We start from the raw sequence: 23,985 nt of genomic DNA on the forward strand, positions 1-23,985 counted from the left end.
ATCAGCGGTGTTCCTTTATTTTCTCAGCAAACCGGTTACCCAGTTCCAAAACACCAAATGTATTAAAGTGTATCTTATCATTGGGGTAAGGGGAATTCGGTTCATCTGCACGCAATGGTAAATCATCGGTTGGAACAACAAAAGCATTCTTCAGCGACAGAGACTTACCTGAATCTTGATCTACATAGCGTTGCCCCGAACGCACCTCATCTCTTCCTGCATACACTTTTTGGTTGACAGGAATTACATAACCGTAAACAAACTGCATTTTTTTAGCTCCGAATTGTTTCCGTACCCGTTTTATAAAATGCCTTAAGTTTTTGCCATAATTTTTAGAATTCTCGATTCCGGAATCTTCCCGCGCATCCCCTTCACCCTGCTGCCAGACCATTGCTTTGATTTTAGGGCTATACCCTTGGGCTCTTAAATCTTCAAGTCCTTTATCTACCGTTCTTACAAAGTGTTTGAACTGTATGCCGTACGCTATTGTATCCTGTTTATTTTTACCTGGGTTCCAATCTTCGAACAAATTAGACCCCGAATACGCATGTTTTATAAGGGCTATCTTGCTATCTGGAAAAAACTCCTGAAGCTTTGTACCCATAGAAAGTTCTACCCCAAAACGATCGGGAGATTCCGAAGCCTGATGCAAGGGCGTCCAAGTATAGGGTTTTTCTCCTTTCATCAAATGTGAATGGAGTAAAAGCACTTCGGTGTTTATACTGAAATCGGAAGGTATGTTCACCATGTACCCCTGCCCCGTGGCATTCGATTGCCCGCCGATAAGGTATACATCTATTTCTTTGTGCTGGGAAAAGACCAATGAAAAAGACCCGATAAAAAAGCAGATTAGAAATTTACATATGTTCATAATTTAAAAATTACATGCTTATTTCAAAGTATAGAAATATTCGATTTTTGACTTATCATAACCTATAGATTTCTCTTCTTTGAATGATTTTTACTGATTTTGACATTAATTTAATCCACATTAAAAACTTGCATGCTTTTGATTTGTGGTTCCATACGATAGTTGATAACGTTCAACCGTACTACCGATACTATTCGGGGTTCCAACTGTACAATATGTTTCTGACCGATATTAGAACCACGGTATAGTTCACTCCATTTTCCATTTACTTTTCCTTCTAATATAAACTCCCTTATACGCTCTCCTTTGGTAATATCCTCTTGTAAAATGACATGATTAATTTCGTGTTCTTTATTTAGGTTCAGGGTTATTCGTTTTCCTTTTCCCGAAGTTTCGGCAATAGGCCTCCCGAACCTTCTTTTGATTTCATGACCCCATTCTTTAAGCCTTTTCACATCGGGTTCGGGCAAAAGTCCGTCCGGATTTGGAGTAAGGCCCATAATCAAGGTAGAATTTCTGCCGACCGATTTATAGTACATGTCCATTAAATTTTCCAATGGAAAAATGTGCGCTTCGTCCCCAGGTTCCCAAAACCACTCGTGTCGTCCGTTATAACCTCGTAACGGGGCATCCGACATGGCGGGCATCCAATAATTGCCCTCTGGGTCACCAGTTTTCAAAAGCTGAAAGTTGTTCTTTGATATGGCTTCGCTTGCCGACTCTCCCGACCCTGTGGAATGATACGGAAAAGTAGCCCAAGATGGATACGTTATCGTACCTGATTCCGAGCCTCCCCAACGTGCTTCTGCCAGCTGTTTATTATGATAAAATAGGCAATTGGGTTGATACTGTTGAACGATTGGCAAAACATCAGGGGCACCTCGGTGCGGACTATCTGCCCCGCCATCGAACCATATCTCAAAGAGTTCGCCATAGTTGGTACAGATTTCCTTGACCATACCTTCCACCATTAGATTGTAATACTTTTGGCGTTCTTCACGAAATTCTCCCTCCCCATTTACCTTGAAATCGTGTACACCGAAAAAGGAATTCCAGCGAATACCCAAATAGATACCTGGTTTTACCCCGTATTTTCTACAAGATTCCACAAAATCATGAACGACATCGCCTTTCCCGTCTTGAAATTTGAGAGCCTTCATACTATACGGATTCACCTCCGATTGGTATAGAGCAAAACCGGTCTCATGGGTTGCGGTCAAAATGGCAAAAGTAAAACCGGCGTCTTTGGCCGCCTTTACCCATTGATCCGTATCCAATTTATCTGGATGGAATATCTGATAATCCTTAACTGGGGAAATTCTATTGTTTCCCTGACCATATTTCACCTTATCAAAAACGTGAAGGTCATAATGAAATACAGCTCCCATTTCAGCTTCCTGCCATGCCAGTTGCCGTTTGTTCGGCAAGGGTAGTTTTTGCTGTTTGATGGGTCTCGTAACAAGGTAAGATCCATCCCCTTTTTTCACAGAAAAAGCAAGTACTTGGGGTTCATCGTTCTCGACATATACAAATGGTCGTTCCATTCTATCAGGAGTTATGGTGCCTCCATCAACTAAAGGTATTTTTTTGGGCGTCAAAACATATTCTGCGGCTTTTGACCAATGAATCCCATCAGGAGAACTAACCATTCCCAAAAAAGTATGGGCATGAAAAACACCATAGAAGTAATCGCGCTTCTTATCGTACCATAGCGACACGTCTTCTGTATCCAAATAATCGATAACCGGCTTTTCTTGAATGGTGAATGGCCCAGTTGGTGTTTCTGAAATAGCAACGGCCTGATTTCTAATAAAACGCGTCTCATTAGGCTTGTCTCCCTTGACAATTAGATAGTACTTGCCATCTTTGCCACGATCAATTGCTGGGTTGACGGTCAAGGTAGCGATGGGTCCTGATGGTTCGATCAAGGGTTTATCCATACGTTTCCATGGCCCATTTATGGAATTTGATATTGCAACTCCCGTACGTTGGTTAGGACGCAAAGTACCCCAATTGGGATGCTCATAACCTGTATGTGCCGTTGTAACCAATTCATCTTCCGTATACTTTTTATCCCCTAAATTGGTGGAAATATAATAGAGATAGAATTTACCTTCAAAGTATTTTATTTTAGGATTATGCGCAGTTATGGCATCCCACTTTCCATCCCTTCTTCCTTTCAAGACAACTTCTTTAAACTTCCATGGACCTGAAGGTGTTTTAGAAACGGCATGCGCTATCTCGGAATGCGTGAGCCAACCTGTAAACTTGTAGTTCTTGTTCCATCGGGAATAAAAGAGATGATATTTTCCATCTTTTCCTTTAATGATGGATGGCCCCCAATTGTAATAACCGTCCGTTTCGAAAATATTATCGGACTCAACCGCTTGAAGTCTATCTTTAAAAAATAACACGTCAGGATGCTCTTGTGCCTGTACCACGCTTATCAAAAAAATCAGGGATAGAAGGTTTAAAAAGGTTTTGTTCATATTGAGAATTTTCGATATCTATTGTTGAACGCAATTTCAGGATATCGTGCGGAATAAATATATTTAATCTTCGTTTTCTGGCAAATCAATTTTAAGAACATGGGAAACGGTTCTTTCCCCACCAAAAATATTCCAGCCGCTGGGTCCATAGAGGTAGGCCGGGTGTCCATCTATCATTAATACCTTCGGTCGTTCCAATTTTGGGTCTGGCCCATAAATTTTTGTTACTTTCCTTTCGTCAAAATCTTTGTAGTAAACCGGAAGTCTATCGTATGCGATTGTAGCATCTTCCAATTTAAAGGTAAGTCCGTCTTTCGACTTCCATAGCGTGCCACCTCCAACGATTCCCGTATTCTGACCATGGTTATCGGTCGTTAACAAATACACATGCTCTTTGTAATAAAAGACAGCGCCGTCTTCGAGCGTACCCTTGTTCGATGTTACCGGACTGTCTAAAATAGTGTAGGGTCCCTGAAGTTTATCGGCCGTAGCCAGACCATATTTCAAGTTATCGCCTGCCCTGGTCTTAAAATATAGGAAAAACTTCCCATCCTTGACCAAAAATGCAGGATTAGCCACGCCGTTCTTTGATCGATAATTCCATTTCGAAGCATCGTTAGCATCCAATATTTTTCCATTTCTCCCAACCTTTTTCCATGGTCCGTAAGGAGAATCGGCCAAAGCCATACCAATGCTCTGGTTCGACGGATGCGGTGGTTGATGGTAATCTGAATTTCCGATATACAAAAGAGCGTACTGATTCCCGACTTTTTTAATTTCAGGGTTATGCGCTCCGTACTTATCCCATGTATCCGTACCCGTGCCTTTAATGGCAACGTCGGAAAAGACAAATGGGCCTTCCGGTGAGTCTGAAACATAATGTGCAATTTCCGAGGATTTCCGCCAAGCGGGATTTACATTCTTTTCGGGCCATCTGGCAACAAAAAGGTGAACCTTGCCTTGGTCATCGATTACCGGGGAAGTACCCCAAATGGTATAATCGGGTTCCTCGACCGCAACTCCCACATATTTCAAATGGTCCGCAAAGTTTCTGTCTTGGGAAAAGATTTTAAAGACAACCAGCAAAAAGAAAAATAAAGGCATTCGTCGCATGTACTGTGTCGTTTGTTCTTAATTAAAAAAAATTGATAGCTGGTTTACCTACCACCAATTTTCCACCATATAAAATTAACTATTTACTGTTAACCACTTACGGCTTACTGTAAGACTCACTCATTCAAACCATTCACATAAAAATATCGTATTCTACACGCATGCCTCGTACTTTTTGGGTTCTTTGAATTGGAGATTCGCAGTTCTAACCGATGCTTTTCCCCATCAAGTTCGCTTGCCAATGTATAATACCAGGGTAAATGCAAACTAGGGCTCCATTGCGTAAACAAATCGAGAAACTGCCAACTTCCTTTATCGATTCGGTATTCGACACTGCCCGCATCTTGCCCAGCAGCGACGGCAATACCCACGGCTTTGCCCTTAAATTTCAGTTTTAAGGTACTACCAGGTTTATCACTTTCCAACATGGGTACTTCGGTGTAATTTGTTCGCGTTCCCGTACCGTCTTTAGGACTCCAATTGGGCTCCAAATTCCATCCTTTTGAAAATTTCGCTGCAGAAACATCAACTAAATGGCCCTTATCATAACAGAAAGCATCCAATTTAGCTGGACTGGAATGGGGTTCTATTTTGTCGCTTGCGTTGAGATCGTTTGCAAAAGATTTGTTCAAAAACTGAATTATCGAACGGGCATAAACCCCTTGTCCGAAAGGAGAGGGGTGGAGATCTACAAAATCGTCTTCCCATGTAAACTCCCCATGGTCTATTCTATCGGTAACTTCTTTGGCCAGATTAATAGTAGGTATGTTGTAATGCTCCGCCACTAGATTATGGTTTGTAATTACATCAGGTTCTTTACCAGCCCTGTACGACGCCATTTTATCGGGATCGACAAAATGCATTATAACAATATCCACTGCCGGATTCTGATAACGCACATGCCTAACAATGCCTTCCATGGCTCTCTGCTGTTCATCCGGGGTTCTGCCATTTGTAGCATCGTTTACCGCAGCCTCTTCAAAAAGCAAATCGATACTTCCCTTAGACAACACGTCGCGCTCTAAGCGAAAGGCGGCAGGCGTTGTTCCCATAGAACTGATGCCCGCAGCAATAAACTCAAATTTCGTTTTAGGAAATCGCTGGGTCAAATAGGCACAAACACTATCACGCCAACCGGGATTATAGGTTATGGACCCACCTACGAAAGCAACCCTTCCTTCTTTCTGGTGTTCAAATTTCAATTGGCTATTGTTCAGATTTTCACGAAGAGTATGATATTCAGAAGAATTCAAAGGGGTACCATTTTGTACGCTTTGGGCTAACATTTGAAAACAACAAAAGCCAAAGGCAAAACCTGCAAAAAGAAACTTCATCATACTTTTCAATCTTATTTAACCGACAAGATAATAACATCTCTTTTTACAACACTCCCCCCCAGACAAAATAATTCGGAATCTGCAAAACCGACGGCCCAACAAGTTGGGCAGGTGATTCGTCGGTATTCACTTGATGTGCATCAACCTTGCCTGGACTAACCTTGAATTCTTGAGCTTCACAGTAAAAAGCTCTAACGAACCCTAAGCAATAAGACCGCACTACTTCGTTTGATAATCAACACCCAAGTCATTCGTTCGCACCTCCTTTAGTTTTGATTGTAACCGTTCTTGCATTTCCTTTAAAACCACACTGTATTTCGGGTTGTGGGCTAAATTGTTGTACTGTTTTGGGTCTAAATCCATATCGAAGAGTTCCATACCCGACCCAGCATCTTCATCGTATTGAATATACGCCCATTTATCGGTACGCACCAAAAACGATTTCCCCCCTTGGGTTACCGAAAAGGCCATATCACGAACGGAATGTTTTGGATCGTCCAAAGTTGCTGCCAAACTTTTTCCTTGTATATGTTCCGAAGTTTTTAATCCCGATAATTCCGATAATGTTGGGTAAAGATCCAACAGTTCGGTAAAGGAATCGCATACCGCAGGTGATTTTCCCGGTACTTTAATAATAAATGGCACACGTACCGATTCTTCGTGCAGACTGACTTTCATCCAAAATCGATGTTCTCCGAGATGGAAACCATGGTCGGAAGTAAAGACCACGATTGTATTGTCTTCGAGCCCTTCGTCTTGTAAAGTTTTTAGAATTTTTCCCACTTGTGCATCCATATAGGCCACCGAAGCATAGTAGCCCGCAACTGCTTTTTTCTCCTGCTCTTCTGACATTTCGCCATTTACACTGGTCACATAATTGATGCCCCGTGCTGGAATATCGTCCCAATCATTTTCCACTTTGGGAGGTAATACCATTTGTTGGTGCGGATACGGTTCAAAATATTTTTTGGGTGCAACAAAAGGTACATGCGGCCGTACCAATCCCACCGCTAAAAAAAACGGTTCATCCTTATGTTCACGAAGTAGTTCGGAAGCCTTTTTAGCCGTTTTGCCATCGGAATGCGCCAAATCATCGCCATCACCCTTTACGATAGTCATAACATTTCCTCCCTTTCTGGGTTTGTCACCATACGGATTGTTCTGTACCAATTCGGCTTCCCCCAGTGCTTGCCATTCCGGCCCCTGACTGTTGAAACGCTCCGTCCAAGAAGCTTCGTCATCGGTTCCGTTCGAGCCCTTTTCGATATCAATGGGCACGCCCATATGATAAATCTTGCTTACCCTGGCGGTGTAATACCCATTATCTTTAAACAATTGCGCCAACGATTGTCGATTTGGGCCGACGTTATCCCGACCACTGACATAGCCATAGGTTTGGGTCGCATTTGGGTAATAGCCGAACATCAATGAGGCGCGCGATGGACCACAGACAGGGTATTGGGTATAGGCGCGCGTATAACGTGTACCTTGCGCCGCCAGCTTATCGATGTTTGGCGTGTAGATGGCCTGATTTTCATAAGACGAAATCGCTGTAGCCGTAAGATCATCAGAAATAATAAAAAGCACATTCGGCTTTTTTCCCAATTTTCCTTTCTTTTTAGAGTTTTGAGCACTTAAAACCAAGCTAAAAAATAGACAGGCTAATAATATGAAATTCTTGTTGGTCATTTGAATAGACTTTATAATTTATTCCGAAATCAGTTTCGTTCACGAACTTTCTAAAACAGAAAAAATCGGCCGTACAACGACACGAATGCCGTGCATCTTGCTTTTACAACAACCCTTGTTATAATCCATAGGCCATCGGCCAAATGGTATTCCGGAACTAACATTGCAATTGTACAAAAAAAGAATGTTTTTTAGGCCATGCCTTTTACAGTTACCCTTATTTTTGCAAAGATTCAATTTTAAAGAAAAGGCATGAATTTAACGATCGAAAACATAATGCTGGTTGGTTCCTTGCTACTTTTTGTAAGTATCATCGTGGGCAAGACCTCTTATAAATTCGGTGTACCCACCTTATTGTTGTTTTTGGCCATTGGTATGTTGGCGGGCTCCGAAGGTATTGGCGGTATAAAATTCGACGACCCGAAAATCGCACAGTTTATAGGTATCGTATCGCTTAACTTTATTCTTTTTTCTGGGGGACTCGATACCAACTGGAACACGGTAAAACCCATTCTTCGCGAAGGGTTGGCACTGTCGACTCTGGGTGTTTTATTCACCGCACTTTCCCTTGGTACTTTTGTATGGCTGATTACCGACTTTACCATTTATGAAAGCATGCTATTGGGTTCTATTGTTTCCTCGACCGATGCAGCGGCAGTTTTCTCGATCTTACGATCTAAAAGTTTGGCGCTTCGAACCAACCTAAGGCCCACTCTCGAGCTTGAAAGCGGAAGTAACGACCCCATGGCCTACGTTTTAACCCTCGCCTTTTTAACGCTGGTTATCAACCAAGATAAAGACCTCGCTTCGATTATTCCCTTGTTTTTACAACAGATGATCTTTGGGGCTGTCGCCGGTTTTTTATTCGGTAAACTCAGCAAATTGATCATCAACCGCATTCGGCTCGATTTTGAAGGGCTATACCCTGTGCTGGTCATATCCCTTATGTTTATCACCTTTTCGGCCACTGATTTTATTGGGGGCAACGGTTTTTTGGCTATCTATATCTGTTCGGTGTATTTGGGTAACCAAGACCTGATACACAAAAAGACCATTTTAAAGATGTATGATGGGCTAGCCTGGTTGATGCAGATCATCCTGTTTTTGACCTTGGGCCTGCTAGTTTTCCCGACGCGTGTATTTCCCGTATTCGGGGTGGGGTTGATCATTTCACTATTTCTGATTTTGGTCGCACGACCGTTAAGCGTGCTCTTGAGTTTGAGCTTTTTTAAGATGAAATTCAGACGGCGCCTTTATATTTCTTGGGTCGGATTGCGCGGGGCCGTACCGATTGTATTTGCCACCTACCCCCTATTGGCGGGTATCGACAAGGCCGATATGATGTTTAACATCGTTTTCTTTATTTCGGTGACTTCGGTATTGATCCAGGGCACTACGCTTTCTATAGTGGCGAAATGGCTGAACGTAGCACTACCGCAGGAAGAAAAAAAACTGAACCCCACCGATATGCTGTTTTTGGATAGCCCAAAGACCGTAATGAAAGATATTCGTATCGGCCCAGACTGTTTTGCACTCAATAAGAAAATCGTGGAACTGGGTTTCCCGAAACATGCCATTATAGCTATGATACGCCGTAACGATGCCTATATTACCCCAAACGGCTCTACTGTAATCGAAGATGGCGATACGCTGATGGTTTTTGCCGATAGACAGGAAGTCATCGACGAGGTGTATAAAACTCTAAAAATCGATCACGTCACCGAGCCAGTTTAACCAACGCTATACCCGCTCTCTTTTTACTTTAATCATTTGGCACTGCCCCACATTAATAGTGGTGTGACATTGAAAAATTTAAAGAAGCTGAAAAACCTAAATAAAACTATTGGAACAATTATATAAAAGAACTGTCTATCAACAATAGATTTTAATTATCTTTTCAGTGTATCAAATTTATAAATTTGATCTCCCGTGTAGATTTAAGTTAAAAACATATTTCTGAAAATTTCCAATAACGAAATAAAACACTACGGAAACAAAAACGTAGCCTAAAAGAAGTGGCTGTTATATTACTAGTCAATGATCAAATAAAAAAGGTGGTCCGTTACCAGACCACCTTTTATTTCTTTATAACTGACAGTTCAACCGTTTTCACTAACCTGAAATTAAGCCAGATCAAAACGATCTAGGTTCATCACCTTATTCCAAGCCGCCACAAAATCGGTAACGAACTTGGTATTGGCATCGCCGCAGGCATAAACTTCCGCCATGGCGCGAAGTTCTGAATTCGACCCAAAAATAAGATCAGCACGGGTACCCGTCCATTTGAATTCATCCGTTTTGCGATCACGTCCTTCAAAGACATTGTCAGAGTCTCCTATTGCTTTCCAAGTCGTGCCCATATCGAGCAAGTTGGTAAAGAAGTCGTTGGTCAATGTCTCTGGACGTTCAGTGAACACGCCGTGTTTCGAACCGTCAAAATTTGTGTTCAAGACGCGCATACCTCCTATCAAAACAGTCATCTCGGGAATGGTCAAAGTCAATAGCTGTGCTTTATCGACTAAAAACTCTTCGGCACTTACCGCATATTTGCCCTTGACGTAATTTCGGAAACCATCGGCCAATGGCTCCAAGGCATCAAAAGCTTCCGCGTCGGTCTGTTCTTCGGTGGCATCGGTACGGCCCGCAGTAAAAGGTACATTTATATCATGACCCGCATTTTTAGCGGCCTTTTCAACAGCGGCACATCCTCCTAATACAATTAAATCGGCAAGTGAAACTTTCTTATTTCCCGTTTGTGACCCGTTAAATTCGTTTTTAATGCGGCCCAAAGTATCTAAAACGTTCTTCAATTGTTCGGGGTTGTTGACTTTCCAATCTTTTTGTGGAGCCAATCGCACCCTGGCTCCGTTAGCACCACCACGCATATCAGAACCTCTAAAGGTCGAGGCCGAGGCCCAGGCTGTACCGACCAATTCAGCAACGGATAAGCCCGAAGCCAAGATATTCGCTTTTAAATCAGCTATATCGGTATCATTGACTAATTCATGGTCTACCGCTGGAACTGGATCTTGCCAAATCAACTCTTCCTGAGGCACTTCTGGACCTAAATAGCGATCAATAGGACCCATGTCTCGGTGCGTCAATTTAAACCATGCACGCGAATAGGCGTCAGCGAACTCCTCAGGATTTTCATAAAAATGCCTAGAGATTTTTTCGTAGGCCGGATCCATTCGTAAAGAAAGGTCGGTCGTCAACATAAACGGATCGTGTTTCTTCTCTGGGTTGAAGGCATCGGGAACCGTACCGGCGCCAGCATTAGCCTTGGGTTTCCATTGGTGGGCACCTCCCGGACTTTTTGTTAATTCCCATTCATAACCGAAAAGGGTTTCAAAGAAATTATTATCCCACTTAATCGGGGTTTTTGTCCAAGCACCTTCCAAACCACTCGTAATTGTATACTCCCCATTTCCTGTACCAAAGTTGTTCTTCCATCCGAGCCCTTGCATCTCAATGCCAGCCGCTGCAGGTTCCGCATCTACATGAGTGGTAGGATCTGCGGCACCATGGGTTTTACCAAAGGTATGACCCCCAGCGATAAGCGCTACCGTCTCATAATCGTTCATCGCCATACGACCAAAGGTCTCTCTGATATAGTGTGCCGATTCAACAGGGTCTGGGTTTCCATTATGACCTTCCGGGTTTACATAAATCAATCCCATGTGGGCAGCTCCTAACGGATTTTCCAATTTCTGGTCTTCGGTATATCTGTCTTCGTTACCCAACCATTCCGTTTCAGAACCCCAATAAATATCTTCTTCAGGCTGCCAAATGTCTTCGCGTCCCCCTGCAAAACCAAACATTTTCAGTCCCATAGACTCATGGGCGCAATTGCCCGCCAAAATTAGAAGGTCGGCCCATGAAAGCTTCTTTCCATATTTTTGCTTGATCGGCCAGAGTAAAAGCCTCGCCTTATCCAAGTTCGCATTATCGGGCCAGCTGTTCAAAGGGGTAAAACGTTGTGACCCTGAACCTGCACCGCCACGCCCATCGGCAATACGATAGGTACCGGCACTATGCCAAGCCATACGAATAAAAAAGGGCCCGTAATGACCATAATCTGCCGGCCACCAATCTTGACTATCCGTCATAAGTTTGTAGAGATCTTCTTTTACCGCAGCCAAATCCAAAGATTTGAATTCTTCCGCATAGTCGAAGTCCTCACCCATCGGGTTTGATGGAGAAGCATGTTGACGCAAAATATTCAAATTCAACTGGTTCGGCCACCAGTCACGATTTGATGTTCCACCACCTGCGGTCTGATGCAATTCTCCGTTCAAAAACGGACATTTTGCACTTGACTCGTTTACATCCCAAACTTTACCGTGTTGTTTATCTTCCATTGTGATTGTTTTTATGATTTACCAGTTAGTGCCTTGAAATTACCAAATATTTTAGTATTACAAATCAGTTTTTGATAGATAAAAACTATGGCAATATCAAAAATCTTAGTGGGTTACCTCAGCGGCTCACCGTAGTCATCTTGTTGTGACGAATAGAATAAGGGATAACTACGAAATCCGCTCATTTTTGTGCCCGAACCAATGAAAAGTTAGTATCTTTTGCCCGATTTGGAGAGCAACTTAGGTTGCTCCAAAACGTACAAATTCATGAAACACCTATACATCATATCCATCTTGGCAGTATTAATGGGTTCTTGCGGTGAAATCCAAGAAAACAAAAGTTCAATAGACCCCGTCAATTTGGCCAACAGAGAGATTTCGCTGAATGCATCCGATTCTTTAAACAACGGCACTACCTATTTGTCGGTGTATTCTAAAATCTATAGCCTTTCCGAACATAAGACGCATGACCTTACGGCAACGGTCAGCCTAAGAAACACAGATTTGAAAGATTCGGTATTTATTAAAAGAGCCACCTATTACAATACACAGGGCAAATTGATTCGAACCTATATAGGGAATCCCATTTTCCTTAAACCTATGGAAACTGTCGAAATAGTCATAAATGAAAGAGATGAGCATGGTGGTACAGGTGCCAATTTTATATTTGAGTGGGCAACCAAAGAGCCAAACTCCGAACCACTGTTCGAAGGGGTTATGATTTCAACCTCGGGACAACAGGGCCTCTCGTTTACCACGCAAGGCGTAAAAACCAATTAAGAAACGACTGGAACTTCAGTAATTTTAGACCGCAATTGCATTGTAAGTATCTACAAAGAAATTGCAGCAATTTTTTTCAAGCCAGCATTCGTGCAACATGAAAATGTCCCCTATTAATCAGTAAAATATAATACTTATAAATACAATGTACTTACGAACTATTGTTCTTATGATAATGTTTCCGTTGTATTTGATTTCTTTAGAAACACGATATCCTTATCCCTTAAATAGCAATCTAACTCAGAAACAACCGAAAGATGACGCATTGATAATATTACAAACCAAATGTAATTTTTGTCACACCCTCAAAAAGCGGACGGACATTTTTACTCTTGAGAATATGGATTCTTTGGCTGTCGAAATTAATAAACAAGTTTTTATAAAAAGAAAAATGCCCAAAGGTAGGAAAGTCGCCCTAACCCCTAATGAAGAAAGAACGCTTAAGAACTGGATTGAATTGACTCTAAAACAATAATAGTGTCAAATAAAAGAGGATGTATAAAAAGTTCAGATTTACGTCTTTGCGAGGCAGGAAGCAATCCTTTAGTTATAGGTAGCAACATACAGATTACCTCACTTCGTTAGTAAAGACTGCTTATTACAACTTTTTATACACCCTATTCATTTAATTATGAAACGGTACCTATTTCGCTACGTTGACCGCCCTTGTTTCGCGAATAACGGTTACTTTTACCTGACCTGGATAAGTCATATCGGTCTGGATTTTTTGGGAAATTTCAAAAGATAGTTCCGCGGCTTTCTCGTCGCTGACCTTTTCACTTTCTACAATTACCCGAAGTTCCCTTCCCGCTTGAATGGCATAGGCCTTTTGAACCCCTCCAAAACCAAAAGCGATTTCCTCCAAATCTTTAAGGCGTTGGATATAAGAATCCAATACCTGTCGTCTTGCCCCAGGTCGTGCCCCACTTATGGCATCACAAACTTGAACAATAGGAGCAATTAATGTTTTCATTTCTATTTCATCGTGGTGGGCACCAATTGCGTTGCATACATCTGGTTTTTCACCAAATTTCTCAGCCCACTGCATCCCTAAAATAGCATGCGGTGTTTCTACCTCAGCTTCTGTATTCGGTACTTTTCCGATGTCATGTAGTAGACCGGCACGCTTGGCCAATTTGGGGTTCAATCCTAATTCAGCGGCCATTACACCACATAATTTGGCAACCTCCCGAGAGTGTTGCAATAAGTTTTGCCCGTAAGATGAACGGTACTTCATGCGCCCTACGGCTTTTATAAGCTCAGGATGTAATCCGTGGATACCCAAATCGATAACCGTACGCTTACCAATCTCAACAATTTCTTGTTCAATCTGCTTTTCGGTCTTTTTAACAACTTCTTCAATTCGCGCAGGGTGGATTCTCCCATCGGTCACTAATTTATGTAGTGACAAACGCGCTACTTCACGGCGTACAGAATCAAAACAAGAAAGAATAATGGCCTCTGGGGTATCGTCAACGATAATTTCAACGCCTGTTGCCGATTCCAAAGCCCTAATATTTCTACCTTCACGACCGATAATACGCCCTTTAACATCATCTGATTCGATGTTAAACACGGATACGCAATTTTCGACGGCCTCTTCGGTTCCGATTCTTTGAATGGTATTGATAACTATCTTCTTGGCTTCTTGCTGCGCCGTAAGTTTAGCATCTTCCAAGGTCGCCTGTATGAAAGACATCGCATCGGTCTTTGCTGTTTCTTTTAAAGATTCGAGCAATTCGGCCTTAGCGTCATCAGCAGATAGTCCTGAAATTACTTCGAGTTGTTGCACTTGGTTTTTATGCAATTTATCAAGTTCGGCCTGTTTCTTTTCGTAAAACTCTTCTTTATAGGTTACGTCTTTTATTTTGCCATCGAGTTCGGCGTTCAGTTTTTTGCTCTTGGCCAGCTCGCTGCTTACTTGAGACTCTTTGTCACGCGTGCGTTTTTCAGCTTCCCCAATCTTTTTATCCTTATGGATAATTACTTTTTCATGTTCTGCCTTTAACTCCAGGAATTTTTCCTTGGCCTGAAATATCTTATCTTTCTTAATGTTCTCTCCTTCGACCTTAGCTCCTTTTAGAATTGTATCCGCTTCTTTTTTAGCATTTGCTATGGTTTTCGAGGCTTTGCCCTTTTCCATTGATTTAGCGATTAAAAACCCTACCGCAAGGCCGACTATTGCCGCAATTATCACCAATATAGTACTATCCATAATTTGTTAAGAATTAAATTAATTTCAGGATTTCAACCTGAAGGCCTCCCTCGGCATCACAGCCTTTTTCATTCTGAAAAAAGCAAAAAAAAGCCCACATCGGAGAAGTTTTGTACAAACTCCTAAAAACAGGTTTAGGGCTACCAGACTGATCAAGGATCCTTATACAAGTAAGGCTTGCTTTTACAATCTAAACTCACCCTTTTCAAACAAATTAGTGTTGAGTTCGTCAAAAGATATTACCAATGTGGGCAGTAACTTTAGTTATTTAAAAGAACGTATTATTTTATACCAAGCTTCGAATCTACCAATCTATCCAATGCAATGAGCCTTTCAATGGCTTCTTTTGAACCTTCCGACTGGTCTATACCTTTTTGTTCAATCTTAGAGGCAAACTGTAAGGCACACATGGCCAATACATCTTGCTTGTCTCTTACCGCATAGTTTTGTTCAAACTTTTTGGCCAACTGCTCAATATTTTTTGCTGCTTTCCGCAATCCTTCTTCTTGCGAAGGGTCGATTGTCAATGGATATATTCTATCAGCAATAGAAAGCTTGATTTTGAGCTTTTCCGGCATAGTATTCTATTACATTATTCCGCAAGTTGTGCAATACATTGATCCAACTCCCTTATTAACGTATTTATTTTAAGCTTAGCTTCTGTTTTATTTGTATTACTGCCCAACATTGAATTTGCAAGTTTCAGTGAATTGTATTTCTCTTCCCATTCCACGACCGAATTTCTAACACTGTTCTGATCATTTCTAATGGAAATCAGTTCGTGTTCCAACTTTCGATTTGTTTGGTTAAGCAACTCCAACTTATGCAATAGCTTACTGATTTTGTTTTCCAGGGAATCAACTATTTCAACCAATTCACTCATAAAGAAAATTCAATGCATATTACACAAAGTTAACATACATCGTTCGACTTAGCAATAGTTTTTTCAATTATTCTTCAAGTAATACTTTAAATCAACCTAGCCTTAGTTTTTGTTTGTAAACGACCCACGGCTACCAATAGGCTTTTTAGGTTTATCACAGCTTTCTCTGAGCCGTGCTACATTAACGGTGAGGAGAACAAGAAAAATATTCCCTGAAATTTTAAAATTTCAGGTGCGAGAGAAGTTCAAAATAGCCGTCAAAATTGTTTTTTTGACTACAACCCTACCTTATTATTACATAAGTTTTTTTAGCGATTCAACACTATTGATTACTTTCGTACCATCTTATTTCAAATTATGGGAAAGGTTATTTTTGGTTTGCTTTTATTTTTTTCAATTGGCATTCACGCACAGGAAAATTATCCGAAAGACGCTTTTCGGTCGCCAATGGATATTCCTTTGATCTTAGCCGGAACTTTTGGAGAACTACGATCAAACCACTTTCATTCTGGGATGGACATAAAAACCCAACAGCGACAAGGGCTTCCCATTCATGCGATTGGAGACGGCACAATAACCCGCATAAAAATATCGCATTGGGGATACGGCAAAGTCCTTTATTTAGCACATCCGAATGGTTTTACATCTGTGTATGGGCACCTTCAAAAATTCTCTCCGAAGATTGAAGAGTATATCAAAAAAATACAATACAAAAAGAAGTCTTATGAGGTAGAAGTGTTTCCCGATTACGGTGAGGTCTCTGTGAAAAAAGGCGATATCATTGCCTATGGTGGAAATACAGGAAGTTCTTCAGGTCCGCATTTGCATTTCGAAATACGCAGCAGTATTTCCGAAAAACCCACGAATCCACTTCTATACGGCTACGAAGTCCGCGATGCCACCGACCCTACCCTTGTAAAGTTATATGGCTACCCACTTTCTGACGATGCAGTGGTCAACCAAAGTGAAGAAAAAATAGGGATTAATTTTACCCGTCAAGAAGATGGCACGTACTTGGCCGACAAAGTAATGGCTGCCGGCACAATCGGACTGGGTTTCATAGGATTTGACCGTCAAGATATGGCGGCAAACCGAAACGGGGTATATTCAGTACAGCAATTGGTCAATGGAAAGGTATATACCGATTACGATTTTGAAACTTTTTCATTCACCGAAACACGCTATCTTAATACACTCATCGATTATGAGCACTACGGGAAGTACCGACAAAAAATACAGCAATGTTTCAAAGCCCCTGGAAATCGATTGAGCATTTACAATACACTGCACAACGACGGAAAAATTGTAGTACGGGAAGGATTGACCTATAATGTTGAAATATTGATCCGCGATTATAAAGGTAATCTTACCAAATTGGTAGTACCCATTGAGGGCAAAAAAGAACCTGTTAAAATCGAAAAGGAAGAACGAAAAACGGATACCTATGTCGTTGCTAAAAAACCCAACAATTACGACTTGGGAATCGCGAAAGTTTATTTTCCTTCGAACACCTTCTATAATGATTTTTATATCGATTTAAAAAAAGGTAATGATACCGTAACAATCCATAACAGCACCGTTCCAGCACACCGCAATTTCACAATTACCTTCGATGCCTCGAAGTATTCCCAAGAAGAGCGGAAACAACTTTTTATTGCACGGTTAGACAAGAATCTCAGACCAAGTTACGCCTCGACCTATAAGCGAGGGACTACTTTTACCACCCGAACACGCAATTTGGGAACTTACACATTGGCCAAAGACACGATCGCTCCAAAAGTATATTCCAAAAATTTTAAGGAAGATCAATGGTTGACAAATTATAGATATTTAAGCCTTCGCATTTCCGACGACTTGAGTGGCATCGATTCGTATACCGCGACCCTGAACGGAGAATGGATCCTAATGGAATACGAACCAAAGACCAATACCATTACCTATAATTTTGATGATAAGATACTGGATAAAAGCCAGTGCAAACTGAAGGTTGTAGTTACAGACAATGTTGGTAACAGCACTACCCTGGAAACCAATTTCTATAGAAAATAAGTGGTTTGAAAAACCTTTTGACCTTCCTTTTAAGTGTCACGCTATGTGGTATTTCCCTTTTGAACGGACAGACCGCAACCATCACCGGCGTAATTCTTAATGAGGCAAAGCAACCACTGTCAAATGTCAATATTTCATCGGCTACGAACGGCACCTATTCCGATGACAACGGCTTCTATGCTTTGCAAATCGTTGCCGAGCAAGAAACGACTATTACCTTCTCACATTTAGGAAATAAAAAAGTTGTTCTTAAAAACCTGATACTCACTACCAACGAAACCTTTGAGTTTAACCCGGTAATGAAAACCTACGTCGTACAGGTCGATGGCATAACCGTCAGCCCCTCTGGGGAAAGAAACGTTGAAGGGGTGACCGATATCTCTCCCAAAGAAATAAGGCATATTCCGGGAGCCAATGCCGGAGTTGAGAATATTTTAAAGCTTTTACCAGGAGTTTCCTCGAACAATGAATTGAGTACCCAATATTCGGTTCGTGGCGGAAACTACGACGAGAATCTAGTGTATGTCAACGAAATTCAAATCTACCGGCCTTTTCTTATACGATCAGCACAACAAGAAGGTTTGAGTTTTGTAAACAGCAACATGGTTCAAGGTGTAAAATTTTCAGCAGGAGGATTTCAAGCTAAATATGGCGATAAGTTATCGTCGGTTTTAGACATTACCTATAAAAGCCCCACCACTTTCGGTATACAATCAAATATCAGCTTTTTAGGGGCCAGTGCTACGGTAGAAACCATTTCGAAAGATAAGGCATTCACCAGTGTCTCTGGCATTAGGTATCGAGATAATAGCCTGTTGGTCAATAGCCAACAGACAAAAACCAATTTCAATCCCAAGTTTGCCGACATTCAAAGCTATTTAACGTATCGGTTTTCGAAAAAATTCCAATTGGGTTTTTTAGGAAATATTTCATTGAACGACTACCAAAATGAACCCTTAAATAGGGAAACAAGCTTTGGTACACTAAACCGACCAAGAACACTTTTTATAGCCTATGAGGGTAATGAAAATAATCGGTTCAATACGGAACTGGGGGTTTTAAAGGCTAGTTATTTTCTAAACGATGCCCTTACGCTAAAGCTTTTTTCTTCACTCTACCATACAACCGAAGAAGAACATTCAGACGTTATAGCACAATATAATTTAGAGGGTTCAGGTACTGGTTTTGGAGATATTTCTCCAGGAATCGGCACTCAGTTCGTACGTGCCAGAAACGATTTAGACGCTTTGATATTTAATGTTTCCCATACGGGGAAATATATCAAAAAAGAAAAATCACTTGAATGGGGCGCCAAATATACCCACGAAGACATTCGTGATCAGTTGAGGGAGTCTGAATTCATCGATTCGGTAGGCTTTTCCATTCGTCCTTCCCTACCGGAATTCAGCAATGACCAGCCGAATACGCCCTTTGATGCCCCACTCGAATCTTTTACGGGAGTCAGCGCAAAAAACTTTATAAAAACCAATCGTTTTTCAGGTTTCCTTCAGTTCAGCGAACAGTTGCAATGGAAAAAACATGACCTGTATTATAATGTTGGCGTTCGCGCCCATTATTGGACAATAAGTGGAACAGGTGTATCGAAAGCATCTCATTTCATTTTTAGCCCTAGGGCGCAGTTAGCCCTTAAACCTGCTTGGGACAGTGATATTCTTTTTAGGGTATCGGGCGGAATTTATCAGCAACCACCCTTTTATCGCGAGCTTCGAGACTATTCAGGAACAGTTCATTCCGATGTAGAAGCCCAGAAATCGCTTCATTTTGTGCTCGGCAACGAATATAGCTTCAAGCTATGGAACAGGCCATTCACCCTGGTCAGCGAGGCCTACTATAAAAAATTGGACAACGTAAATCCGTACACCCTAGATGATGTTCGCATTCGCTACGCGGCCGTAAATAATGCAACTGCTTATGTATACGGTGCCGAAATGCGTTTGAACGGCGCTTTTGTGCCTGGTACGGAGTCTTGGGTGAGTCTAGGTTTTTTAAAAACCGAGGAGAATATAAATGATAGAGGGTATATTGCAAGACCAACAGATCAGCGATTAAAAGTAGGGGTTCTTTTTCAAGATTACGTACCTACCATACCCACTTTGCGCATGTATTTGAACCTCGTTTATAACACTGGGGTACCCGGCGGATCCCCAAGTTATGCCGATCCCTATATTTTTCAGAATAGATTAAGAGACTATAAGCGGGCTGATTTAGGAATTTCCCATATTTTTGTGGATGCTGACAACACCTATGACAAAAACCATTGGTTGCACAAATTCAAGGAGCTTAGTTTGGGTGTCGAAATTTTTAATTTGTTCAACAATCAAAATTCAATCACCAACACCTGGGTCAGGGATGTGGAAAGTAAGCAACAGTTTGCAGTTCCAAATTTTATGACCTCCCGTATCTTGAATTTAAAACTGAGTATGCGTTTTTAGTTATATGACCATGAAAAAAATACTATTCCCCCTATTGGCACTTTCCTTTCTCTTTGTAAGTGCCCAGAAGAATATCTATGAAAGCCAAAAATTCGATGACCTAAGTCAAAAGCACGAAATTTTGGCCATTCTTCCATTTCTTACCAATTTGGACCTTAAAGACGGCATATCAAAAACAGAATTAAGAGTTTTAGAGGAAAAGGAAGGCTATGCCGTTCAAAATGCCTTGGAAACCTATTTTTCGCAACGGAAGAAGAAAAAGAAATTTTCTGTGGATTTTCAAAATACCCAAAATACGAAAGCCATTTTGGCACAGAATAAAATCAACTACGAAAATATCGATGTGTATACCGTCAAACAACTCAGTGAAATTCTGGGAGTGGACGGAATCATTAGCGGCAATATGAACCTCAATGTATTGCTATCAAAAGGCATACCGACAGAATTCAGTTTTATGGATTATTTTTCGGGAAATGCCAATTATGGTCGTATCGGTATCAAGATAAGCGATGGGCAAACTGGCAAACTACTTTGGAAATACGAAAAGGAAATCAACAAGAAATCGGGTAAAAACACAACCGATCTTATTGATAGAATGATGAAGCTTGCCACGCGAAAATTTCCATACGACAGGGAAAAGAAAAGAGATCGAAAAAAAAGCTAATAACACTTATCTACAAGCATATTTAGCCAATATCAATCTATGATTCGGGCTCAACAAATTCCTTCAATACTGCTACGGTATAATCCAGTTCTTCTTTGGTGTTGAATGTAGAAAAGGAAAAACGAAGTGAAGGTCGCTTTAAATCTTCTTCCGAAAGAATTTCTGCCAGTACATGTGACTCTTGAGTACTTCCTGATTGACAGGCACTCCCTTTTGAACAAGCTATCCCTTTTATATCCAAATGAAATAACAATAACATTGCCTTATCAGGTGCAATTGGCAAGCACACGTTAACCAAGGTATAAGTTCCCTTCTCCAAATCCCCTGAATATCCGTTGAATTTGGCACCGGGAATCTCCTTTTTAACTTCCGCGATAAAATGCTTTTTCAAGTCGAGTATATATGCTTTTTCACGTTCTAAATTATCAAGAGCAACTTTAAAAGCTTCCTCCAGACCCACAATATTGTGCATTGATTCAGTGCCTGCACGGTGTCCGCGTTCTTGCGTACCACCAGAAATAAAAGGTTTTAGTCCAGAATTTTTCTTGACATAAGCAAAACCTATGCCTTTCGGGCCATGAAATTTATGGGCCGCAGCCGTAAGAAAATCGACTGGAGTTTGCCTTACGTCCCAAAGATAGTGACCAACAGACTGCACCGTATCGGAATGAAAAAGGGCTTCATTTTGATGGCAAAGCATACAAACCGCATCGATATCGAGAATATTTCCGATTTCATTGTTTACATGCATTAGACTGACCAACTTCTTTGTAGTATCGGCTTGTAACAATTCCGTTAAATGGGAAAGGTCTGGGTCGCCAAATTCATTCAGGTTGACATATTTTAGGTGGATATTTTTTTCCTCCTTTAAATCTTCAACGGTATGCAGAACTGCATGGTGTTCGATTTTAGACGTAATTAAGGTCTCGATGCCGAGATCTCTCACCGCACATCTTAAAATCATGTTATCGGCTTCGGTTCCACCAGAGGTAAATATAATTTCAGAGGGGTGGGCATTCATATACTGTGCAACCGTCTTTCTGGCACTTTCAACAGCTGTTTTGGCCGATCGCCCGAAGCTATGTGAAGAGGAAGGGTTACCGTAAAAACCTGAAAGTGAATCGTGCATTGTAGCTATCACACTTTTCCTGATTTGCGTGGTAGCCGCATTGTCTAGATAAACCTTGTCCATTTGGATTGCATGAAATTTAAACAGTTCAAAATTAACCGAATTAAAGTTAATTTCTACCCAAATCAGAATAAACTTGTGGTATATTCTACTTAAATTTGGCGCATGGCGAGATTTGTTTTTTTTAGTTTTTTGGTACTCCTGACTTCGTGCAACGATGGAGATTTGCAAATAGAAACCTTAGATTTCGATACTATCACTACTATAGGTACTTGCCAAACTGTGGACGTGTCAACAGCAAATGTGCTTTTTAAGATCAATGACGACGAAGCCCTTATTTTAGAACTGTCCTCTGGCCTTCTAACGAATGAAATTGTTACGGATGACAAAGTTAGTCTTGTTACCGCCTCAGGACCTTCCAAAGTCATTTACCGAATTTTTTCAGGTACCGTTACCAATAATTATTTTTGTGATGATATTCCCTTGACGGAACCTACGGTAATAGAAGAAATAATCGCAGAGCAAGGGGAAATTTTGGTTACTACGGCGACTACGGATGAGAAAACCTATGTTCACACCCTAAAGCTTAGCAACATCTCTTTTGTTACCGGTAACAATACACGTATTACCAATTTGAGCATAAATAATTTTGGAACCGTCAGTACCACCAAAACCGAATAAAATACTAGACATTCTGGTAAATATACACCTCGGTGGCTCCTAGGCCATATTTTTGATAATCGGCATCATAAAACTTTACATTTTCGTAACGACCGAATAGATAGCAAAGCTCTTCCTTTAGCACCCCCTCGCCCACTCCGTGAATAAAAACGACTTTTTGAATCCGTTTACGGATGGCAAATTCCAATTGCCTCTTTGCCGTATCCAATTGTAAATTCAACATATCATAATGTGACATGCCCCTCGTCGATTTGGACAGCTGATGAATATGAAGATCAACCTCCATTTTGGGAGTATTGCGTTCTTTTGGCTTTACAGCTTTAAAATTTCGTTTTTTAGGTCCTGCTTTTTCGGCCTTAACTTGATCAACTTCATGCCGGCTTACCCGAATGGTATTTGTATTGGATGTTTTAATAAGTTCCGATGGAGCGTATTTCAGTAAAAATCCGTCAGTAGTCTCAATGGTTATTTCATTTTTGGTCACCTCCATCACCACCCCTGAAATCGTATCATCAATAGTCTCAATCTTATCACCTATTTCAAAAACCCGCATTAATTTGTTTTTATTCCCCAAAAATAATGGTAATTTTCACCTACCAAACGAATTTAAACAAAAATGCAATTGGCAACCTTCTTATTGGCTATCGAAGACTATATGCTTCCTTGCATAACCAAAAAACTTTTTGATTTTGACTGTCCAGGTTGCGGATTGCAACGATCAGTTGTGCTGTTGTTAAAAGGCGATTTTATCGGCGCTTTTGAAATGTATCCCGCCATTTATTCGATTGTTCTTTTGTTCAGCTTTTTACTTATAAATAACTTTACTACCATAAAATACGCTAATAAAATCACCATTTTGCTAATGATATCAAGTGTTGTACTTATACTTGGCAACTTTATATTGAAAATGATATAACCAAACCTTAAAAATTATGGAACAACAAAAACTCCCTAACGTAACAATAGCCCTAGTATTGGGTATTTTATCTTTTCTGTGCTGTGTTTGCAGTTCTGGAATCGGTGGTGTCATAATGGGCGCAATAGCTCTTTATTTAACAACCAAAGACGAAAAAGCATATCGGGTAAGTCCTGAAAATTATTCAAATTATAGTCAATTAAAGACCGCTAAGATTGTTGCTATTATTGGTTTGGTTTTAGGGGTTTTGACCTTGTTATACACTATTTATGTGATTCAGCAAATGGGCGGCATTGATGGCTACATGGAAAAAGTTCAAGAAATGATGGAGCAATACGGCCTCGAAGAATAAGAA

19 protein-coding genes and 1 other RNA gene are annotated in these 23,985 nt (G+C 40.9%); 8 read left to right on the plus strand and 12 right to left on the minus strand.

Annotated elements, in window-relative coordinates; translation table 11 throughout:
* Position 1: 1 nt before the first annotated feature.
* From BLS33_RS09895 to BLS33_RS09915, 5 genes are all read right to left on the minus strand, one after another.
* On the minus strand, positions 2 to 871 hold the full coding sequence (locus tag BLS33_RS09895) for a sialate O-acetylesterase (protein WP_089888036.1): 870 nt from the start codon (positions 869 to 871) through the stop codon (positions 2 to 4).
* Positions 872 to 981: 110 nt separating this feature from the next.
* Positions 982 to 3,360 (minus strand): alpha-L-fucosidase, encoded by a 2,379-nt coding sequence (locus tag BLS33_RS25155; protein WP_245731361.1) that lies wholly within the window; start codon positions 3,358 to 3,360, stop codon positions 982 to 984.
* Between the two features lie 63 nt (positions 3,361 to 3,423).
* The gene (locus BLS33_RS09905) at positions 3,424 to 4,473 is read right to left on the minus strand and encodes a glycoside hydrolase family protein (protein ID WP_143017600.1); all 1,050 of its coding nucleotides are present in this window, start codon (positions 4,471 to 4,473) and stop codon (positions 3,424 to 3,426) included.
* 116 nt (positions 4,474 to 4,589) lie between these two features.
* Positions 4,590 to 5,810 (minus strand): SGNH/GDSL hydrolase family protein, encoded by a 1,221-nt coding sequence (locus BLS33_RS09910; RefSeq protein ID WP_089888041.1) that lies wholly within the window; start codon positions 5,808 to 5,810, stop codon positions 4,590 to 4,592.
* 219 nt (positions 5,811 to 6,029) lie between these two features.
* The gene (locus BLS33_RS09915) at positions 6,030 to 7,499 is read right to left on the minus strand and encodes a sulfatase (protein WP_089888043.1); all 1,470 of its coding nucleotides are present in this window, start codon (positions 7,497 to 7,499) and stop codon (positions 6,030 to 6,032) included.
* Positions 7,500 to 7,751: 252 nt separating this feature from the next.
* Here BLS33_RS09915 and BLS33_RS09920 point away from each other — a divergent pair, with 252 nt between their 5' ends.
* Positions 7,752 to 9,233, plus strand: coding sequence for a potassium/proton antiporter (locus tag BLS33_RS09920; RefSeq protein ID WP_089888045.1), 1,482 nt, complete (start codon positions 7,752 to 7,754; stop codon positions 9,231 to 9,233).
* Positions 9,234 to 9,622: 389 nt separating this feature from the next.
* Here BLS33_RS09920 and katG read toward each other — a convergent pair whose 3' ends face one another.
* The gene (katG, locus tag BLS33_RS09925) at positions 9,623 to 11,860 is read right to left on the minus strand and encodes a catalase/peroxidase HPI (RefSeq protein WP_089888048.1); all 2,238 of its coding nucleotides are present in this window, start codon (positions 11,858 to 11,860) and stop codon (positions 9,623 to 9,625) included.
* A 267-nt stretch (positions 11,861 to 12,127) separates the two neighbouring features.
* Here katG and BLS33_RS09930 point away from each other — a divergent pair, with 267 nt between their 5' ends.
* Positions 12,128 to 12,640 carry a DUF3124 domain-containing protein gene (locus BLS33_RS09930; RefSeq protein WP_089888051.1) on the plus strand — a complete coding sequence of 171 codons (513 nt, stop codon included), beginning with the start codon at positions 12,128 to 12,130 and terminating at the stop codon, positions 12,638 to 12,640.
* Between the two features lie 643 nt (positions 12,641 to 13,283).
* On the opposite strand, the gene rny is transcribed toward BLS33_RS09930, so the two are convergent.
* The 4 genes from rny to BLS33_RS09955 form a co-directional block, all read right to left on the minus strand.
* Complete coding sequence (gene rny, locus BLS33_RS09940; protein WP_089888055.1) at positions 13,284 to 14,855, minus strand: ribonuclease Y; 1,572 nt, start codon at positions 14,853 to 14,855, stop codon at positions 13,284 to 13,286.
* Between the two features lie 116 nt (positions 14,856 to 14,971).
* Positions 14,972 to 15,081: non-coding RNA, 6S RNA (ssrS, locus tag BLS33_RS09945), on the minus strand.
* A 55-nt stretch (positions 15,082 to 15,136) separates the two neighbouring features.
* Positions 15,137 to 15,433 carry a cell division protein ZapA gene (locus tag BLS33_RS09950; protein WP_089888057.1) on the minus strand — a complete coding sequence of 99 codons (297 nt, stop codon included), beginning with the start codon at positions 15,431 to 15,433 and terminating at the stop codon, positions 15,137 to 15,139.
* 14 nt (positions 15,434 to 15,447) lie between these two features.
* Entirely contained in the window at positions 15,448 to 15,738 is a 291-nt protein-coding gene (locus BLS33_RS09955) for a hypothetical protein (RefSeq protein WP_089888060.1), read from the minus strand.
* Between the two features lie 357 nt (positions 15,739 to 16,095).
* On the opposite strand from BLS33_RS09955, the gene BLS33_RS09960 reads away from it, so the two are divergent.
* The 3 genes from BLS33_RS09960 to BLS33_RS09970 are packed head-to-tail and all read left to right on the plus strand — an operon-like array spanning position 16,096 to position 20,904.
* The gene (locus BLS33_RS09960; protein WP_089888062.1) at positions 16,096 to 17,787 is read left to right on the plus strand and encodes a M23 family metallopeptidase; all 1,692 of its coding nucleotides are present in this window, start codon (positions 16,096 to 16,098) and stop codon (positions 17,785 to 17,787) included.
* Positions 17,788 to 17,792: 5 nt separating this feature from the next.
* Positions 17,793 to 20,240, plus strand: coding sequence for a TonB-dependent receptor (locus BLS33_RS09965; RefSeq protein WP_245731363.1), 2,448 nt, complete (start codon positions 17,793 to 17,795; stop codon positions 20,238 to 20,240).
* 10 nt (positions 20,241 to 20,250) lie between these two features.
* Positions 20,251 to 20,904: a hypothetical protein gene (locus BLS33_RS09970; protein ID WP_089888210.1), complete on the plus strand. Its 654-nt coding sequence runs from the start codon at positions 20,251 to 20,253 to the stop codon at positions 20,902 to 20,904.
* A 37-nt stretch (positions 20,905 to 20,941) separates the two neighbouring features.
* Here BLS33_RS09970 and BLS33_RS09975 read toward each other — a convergent pair whose 3' ends face one another.
* The gene (locus BLS33_RS09975; RefSeq protein WP_089888065.1) at positions 20,942 to 22,096 is read right to left on the minus strand and encodes a cysteine desulfurase family protein; all 1,155 of its coding nucleotides are present in this window, start codon (positions 22,094 to 22,096) and stop codon (positions 20,942 to 20,944) included.
* A 102-nt stretch (positions 22,097 to 22,198) separates the two neighbouring features.
* Between BLS33_RS09975 and BLS33_RS09980 the strand changes: the two genes are divergently transcribed.
* Positions 22,199 to 22,714 carry a hypothetical protein gene (locus tag BLS33_RS09980; protein ID WP_089888067.1) on the plus strand — a complete coding sequence of 172 codons (516 nt, stop codon included), beginning with the start codon at positions 22,199 to 22,201 and terminating at the stop codon, positions 22,712 to 22,714.
* A 4-nt stretch (positions 22,715 to 22,718) separates the two neighbouring features.
* Here the strand turns inward: BLS33_RS09980 and BLS33_RS09985 are convergent, their stop codons facing one another.
* Complete coding sequence (locus tag BLS33_RS09985) at positions 22,719 to 23,267, minus strand: Smr/MutS family protein (RefSeq protein ID WP_089888069.1); 549 nt, start codon at positions 23,265 to 23,267, stop codon at positions 22,719 to 22,721.
* Between the two features lie 102 nt (positions 23,268 to 23,369).
* On the opposite strand from BLS33_RS09985, the gene BLS33_RS09990 reads away from it, so the two are divergent.
* Both BLS33_RS09990 and BLS33_RS09995 read left to right on the plus strand, forming a co-directional pair.
* A complete protein-coding gene (locus BLS33_RS09990) occupies positions 23,370 to 23,630 on the plus strand; it encodes a DUF2752 domain-containing protein (RefSeq protein ID WP_245731371.1) in 261 nt (86 codons plus the stop codon).
* A 16-nt stretch (positions 23,631 to 23,646) separates the two neighbouring features.
* Positions 23,647 to 23,982 (plus strand): CCC motif membrane protein, encoded by a 336-nt coding sequence (locus BLS33_RS09995; RefSeq protein WP_089888073.1) that lies wholly within the window; start codon positions 23,647 to 23,649, stop codon positions 23,980 to 23,982.
* The last annotated feature ends 3 nt before the right edge of the window (positions 23,983 to 23,985 follow it).

Origin of the sequence: Kriegella aquimaris (assembly GCF_900103215.1) — a bacterium.
Lineage (GTDB): Bacteria > Bacteroidota > Bacteroidia > Flavobacteriales > Flavobacteriaceae > Kriegella > Kriegella aquimaris.

Bases quoted from the DNA above. Each gene is read 5' to 3' on its own strand.
- BLS33_RS09895 (WP_089888036.1), bottom strand. From the start codon at position 871: ATGAACATATGTAAATTTCTAATCTGCTTTTTTATCGGGTCTTTTTCA.
- BLS33_RS25155 (WP_245731361.1), bottom strand. From the start codon at position 3,360: ATGAACAAAACCTTTTTAAACCTTCTATCCCTGATTTTTTTGATAAGC.
- BLS33_RS09905 (WP_143017600.1), bottom strand. From the start codon at position 4,473: ATGCGACGAATGCCTTTATTTTTCTTTTTGCTGGTTGTCTTTAAAATC.
- BLS33_RS09910 (WP_089888041.1), bottom strand. From the start codon at position 5,810: ATGATGAAGTTTCTTTTTGCAGGTTTTGCCTTTGGCTTTTGTTGTTTT.
- BLS33_RS09915 (WP_089888043.1), bottom strand. From the start codon at position 7,499: ATGACCAACAAGAATTTCATATTATTAGCCTGTCTATTTTTTAGCTTG.
- BLS33_RS09920 (WP_089888045.1), top strand. From the start codon at position 7,752: ATGAATTTAACGATCGAAAACATAATGCTGGTTGGTTCCTTGCTACTT.
- katG (WP_089888048.1), bottom strand. From the start codon at position 11,860: ATGGAAGATAAACAACACGGTAAAGTTTGGGATGTAAACGAGTCAAGT.
- BLS33_RS09930 (WP_089888051.1), top strand. From the start codon at position 12,128: ATGAAACACCTATACATCATATCCATCTTGGCAGTATTAATGGGTTCT.
- rny (WP_089888055.1), bottom strand. From the start codon at position 14,855: ATGGATAGTACTATATTGGTGATAATTGCGGCAATAGTCGGCCTTGCG.
- BLS33_RS09950 (WP_089888057.1), bottom strand. From the start codon at position 15,433: ATGCCGGAAAAGCTCAAAATCAAGCTTTCTATTGCTGATAGAATATAT.
- BLS33_RS09955 (WP_089888060.1), bottom strand. From the start codon at position 15,738: ATGAGTGAATTGGTTGAAATAGTTGATTCCCTGGAAAACAAAATCAGT.
- BLS33_RS09960 (WP_089888062.1), top strand. From the start codon at position 16,096: ATGGGAAAGGTTATTTTTGGTTTGCTTTTATTTTTTTCAATTGGCATT.
- BLS33_RS09970 (WP_089888210.1), top strand. From the start codon at position 20,251: ATGAAAAAAATACTATTCCCCCTATTGGCACTTTCCTTTCTCTTTGTA.
- BLS33_RS09975 (WP_089888065.1), bottom strand. From the start codon at position 22,096: ATGGACAAGGTTTATCTAGACAATGCGGCTACCACGCAAATCAGGAAA.
- BLS33_RS09980 (WP_089888067.1), top strand. From the start codon at position 22,199: ATGGCGAGATTTGTTTTTTTTAGTTTTTTGGTACTCCTGACTTCGTGC.
- BLS33_RS09985 (WP_089888069.1), bottom strand. From the start codon at position 23,267: ATGCGGGTTTTTGAAATAGGTGATAAGATTGAGACTATTGATGATACG.
- BLS33_RS09990 (WP_245731371.1), top strand. From the start codon at position 23,370: ATGCTTCCTTGCATAACCAAAAAACTTTTTGATTTTGACTGTCCAGGT.
- BLS33_RS09995 (WP_089888073.1), top strand. From the start codon at position 23,647: ATGGAACAACAAAAACTCCCTAACGTAACAATAGCCCTAGTATTGGGT.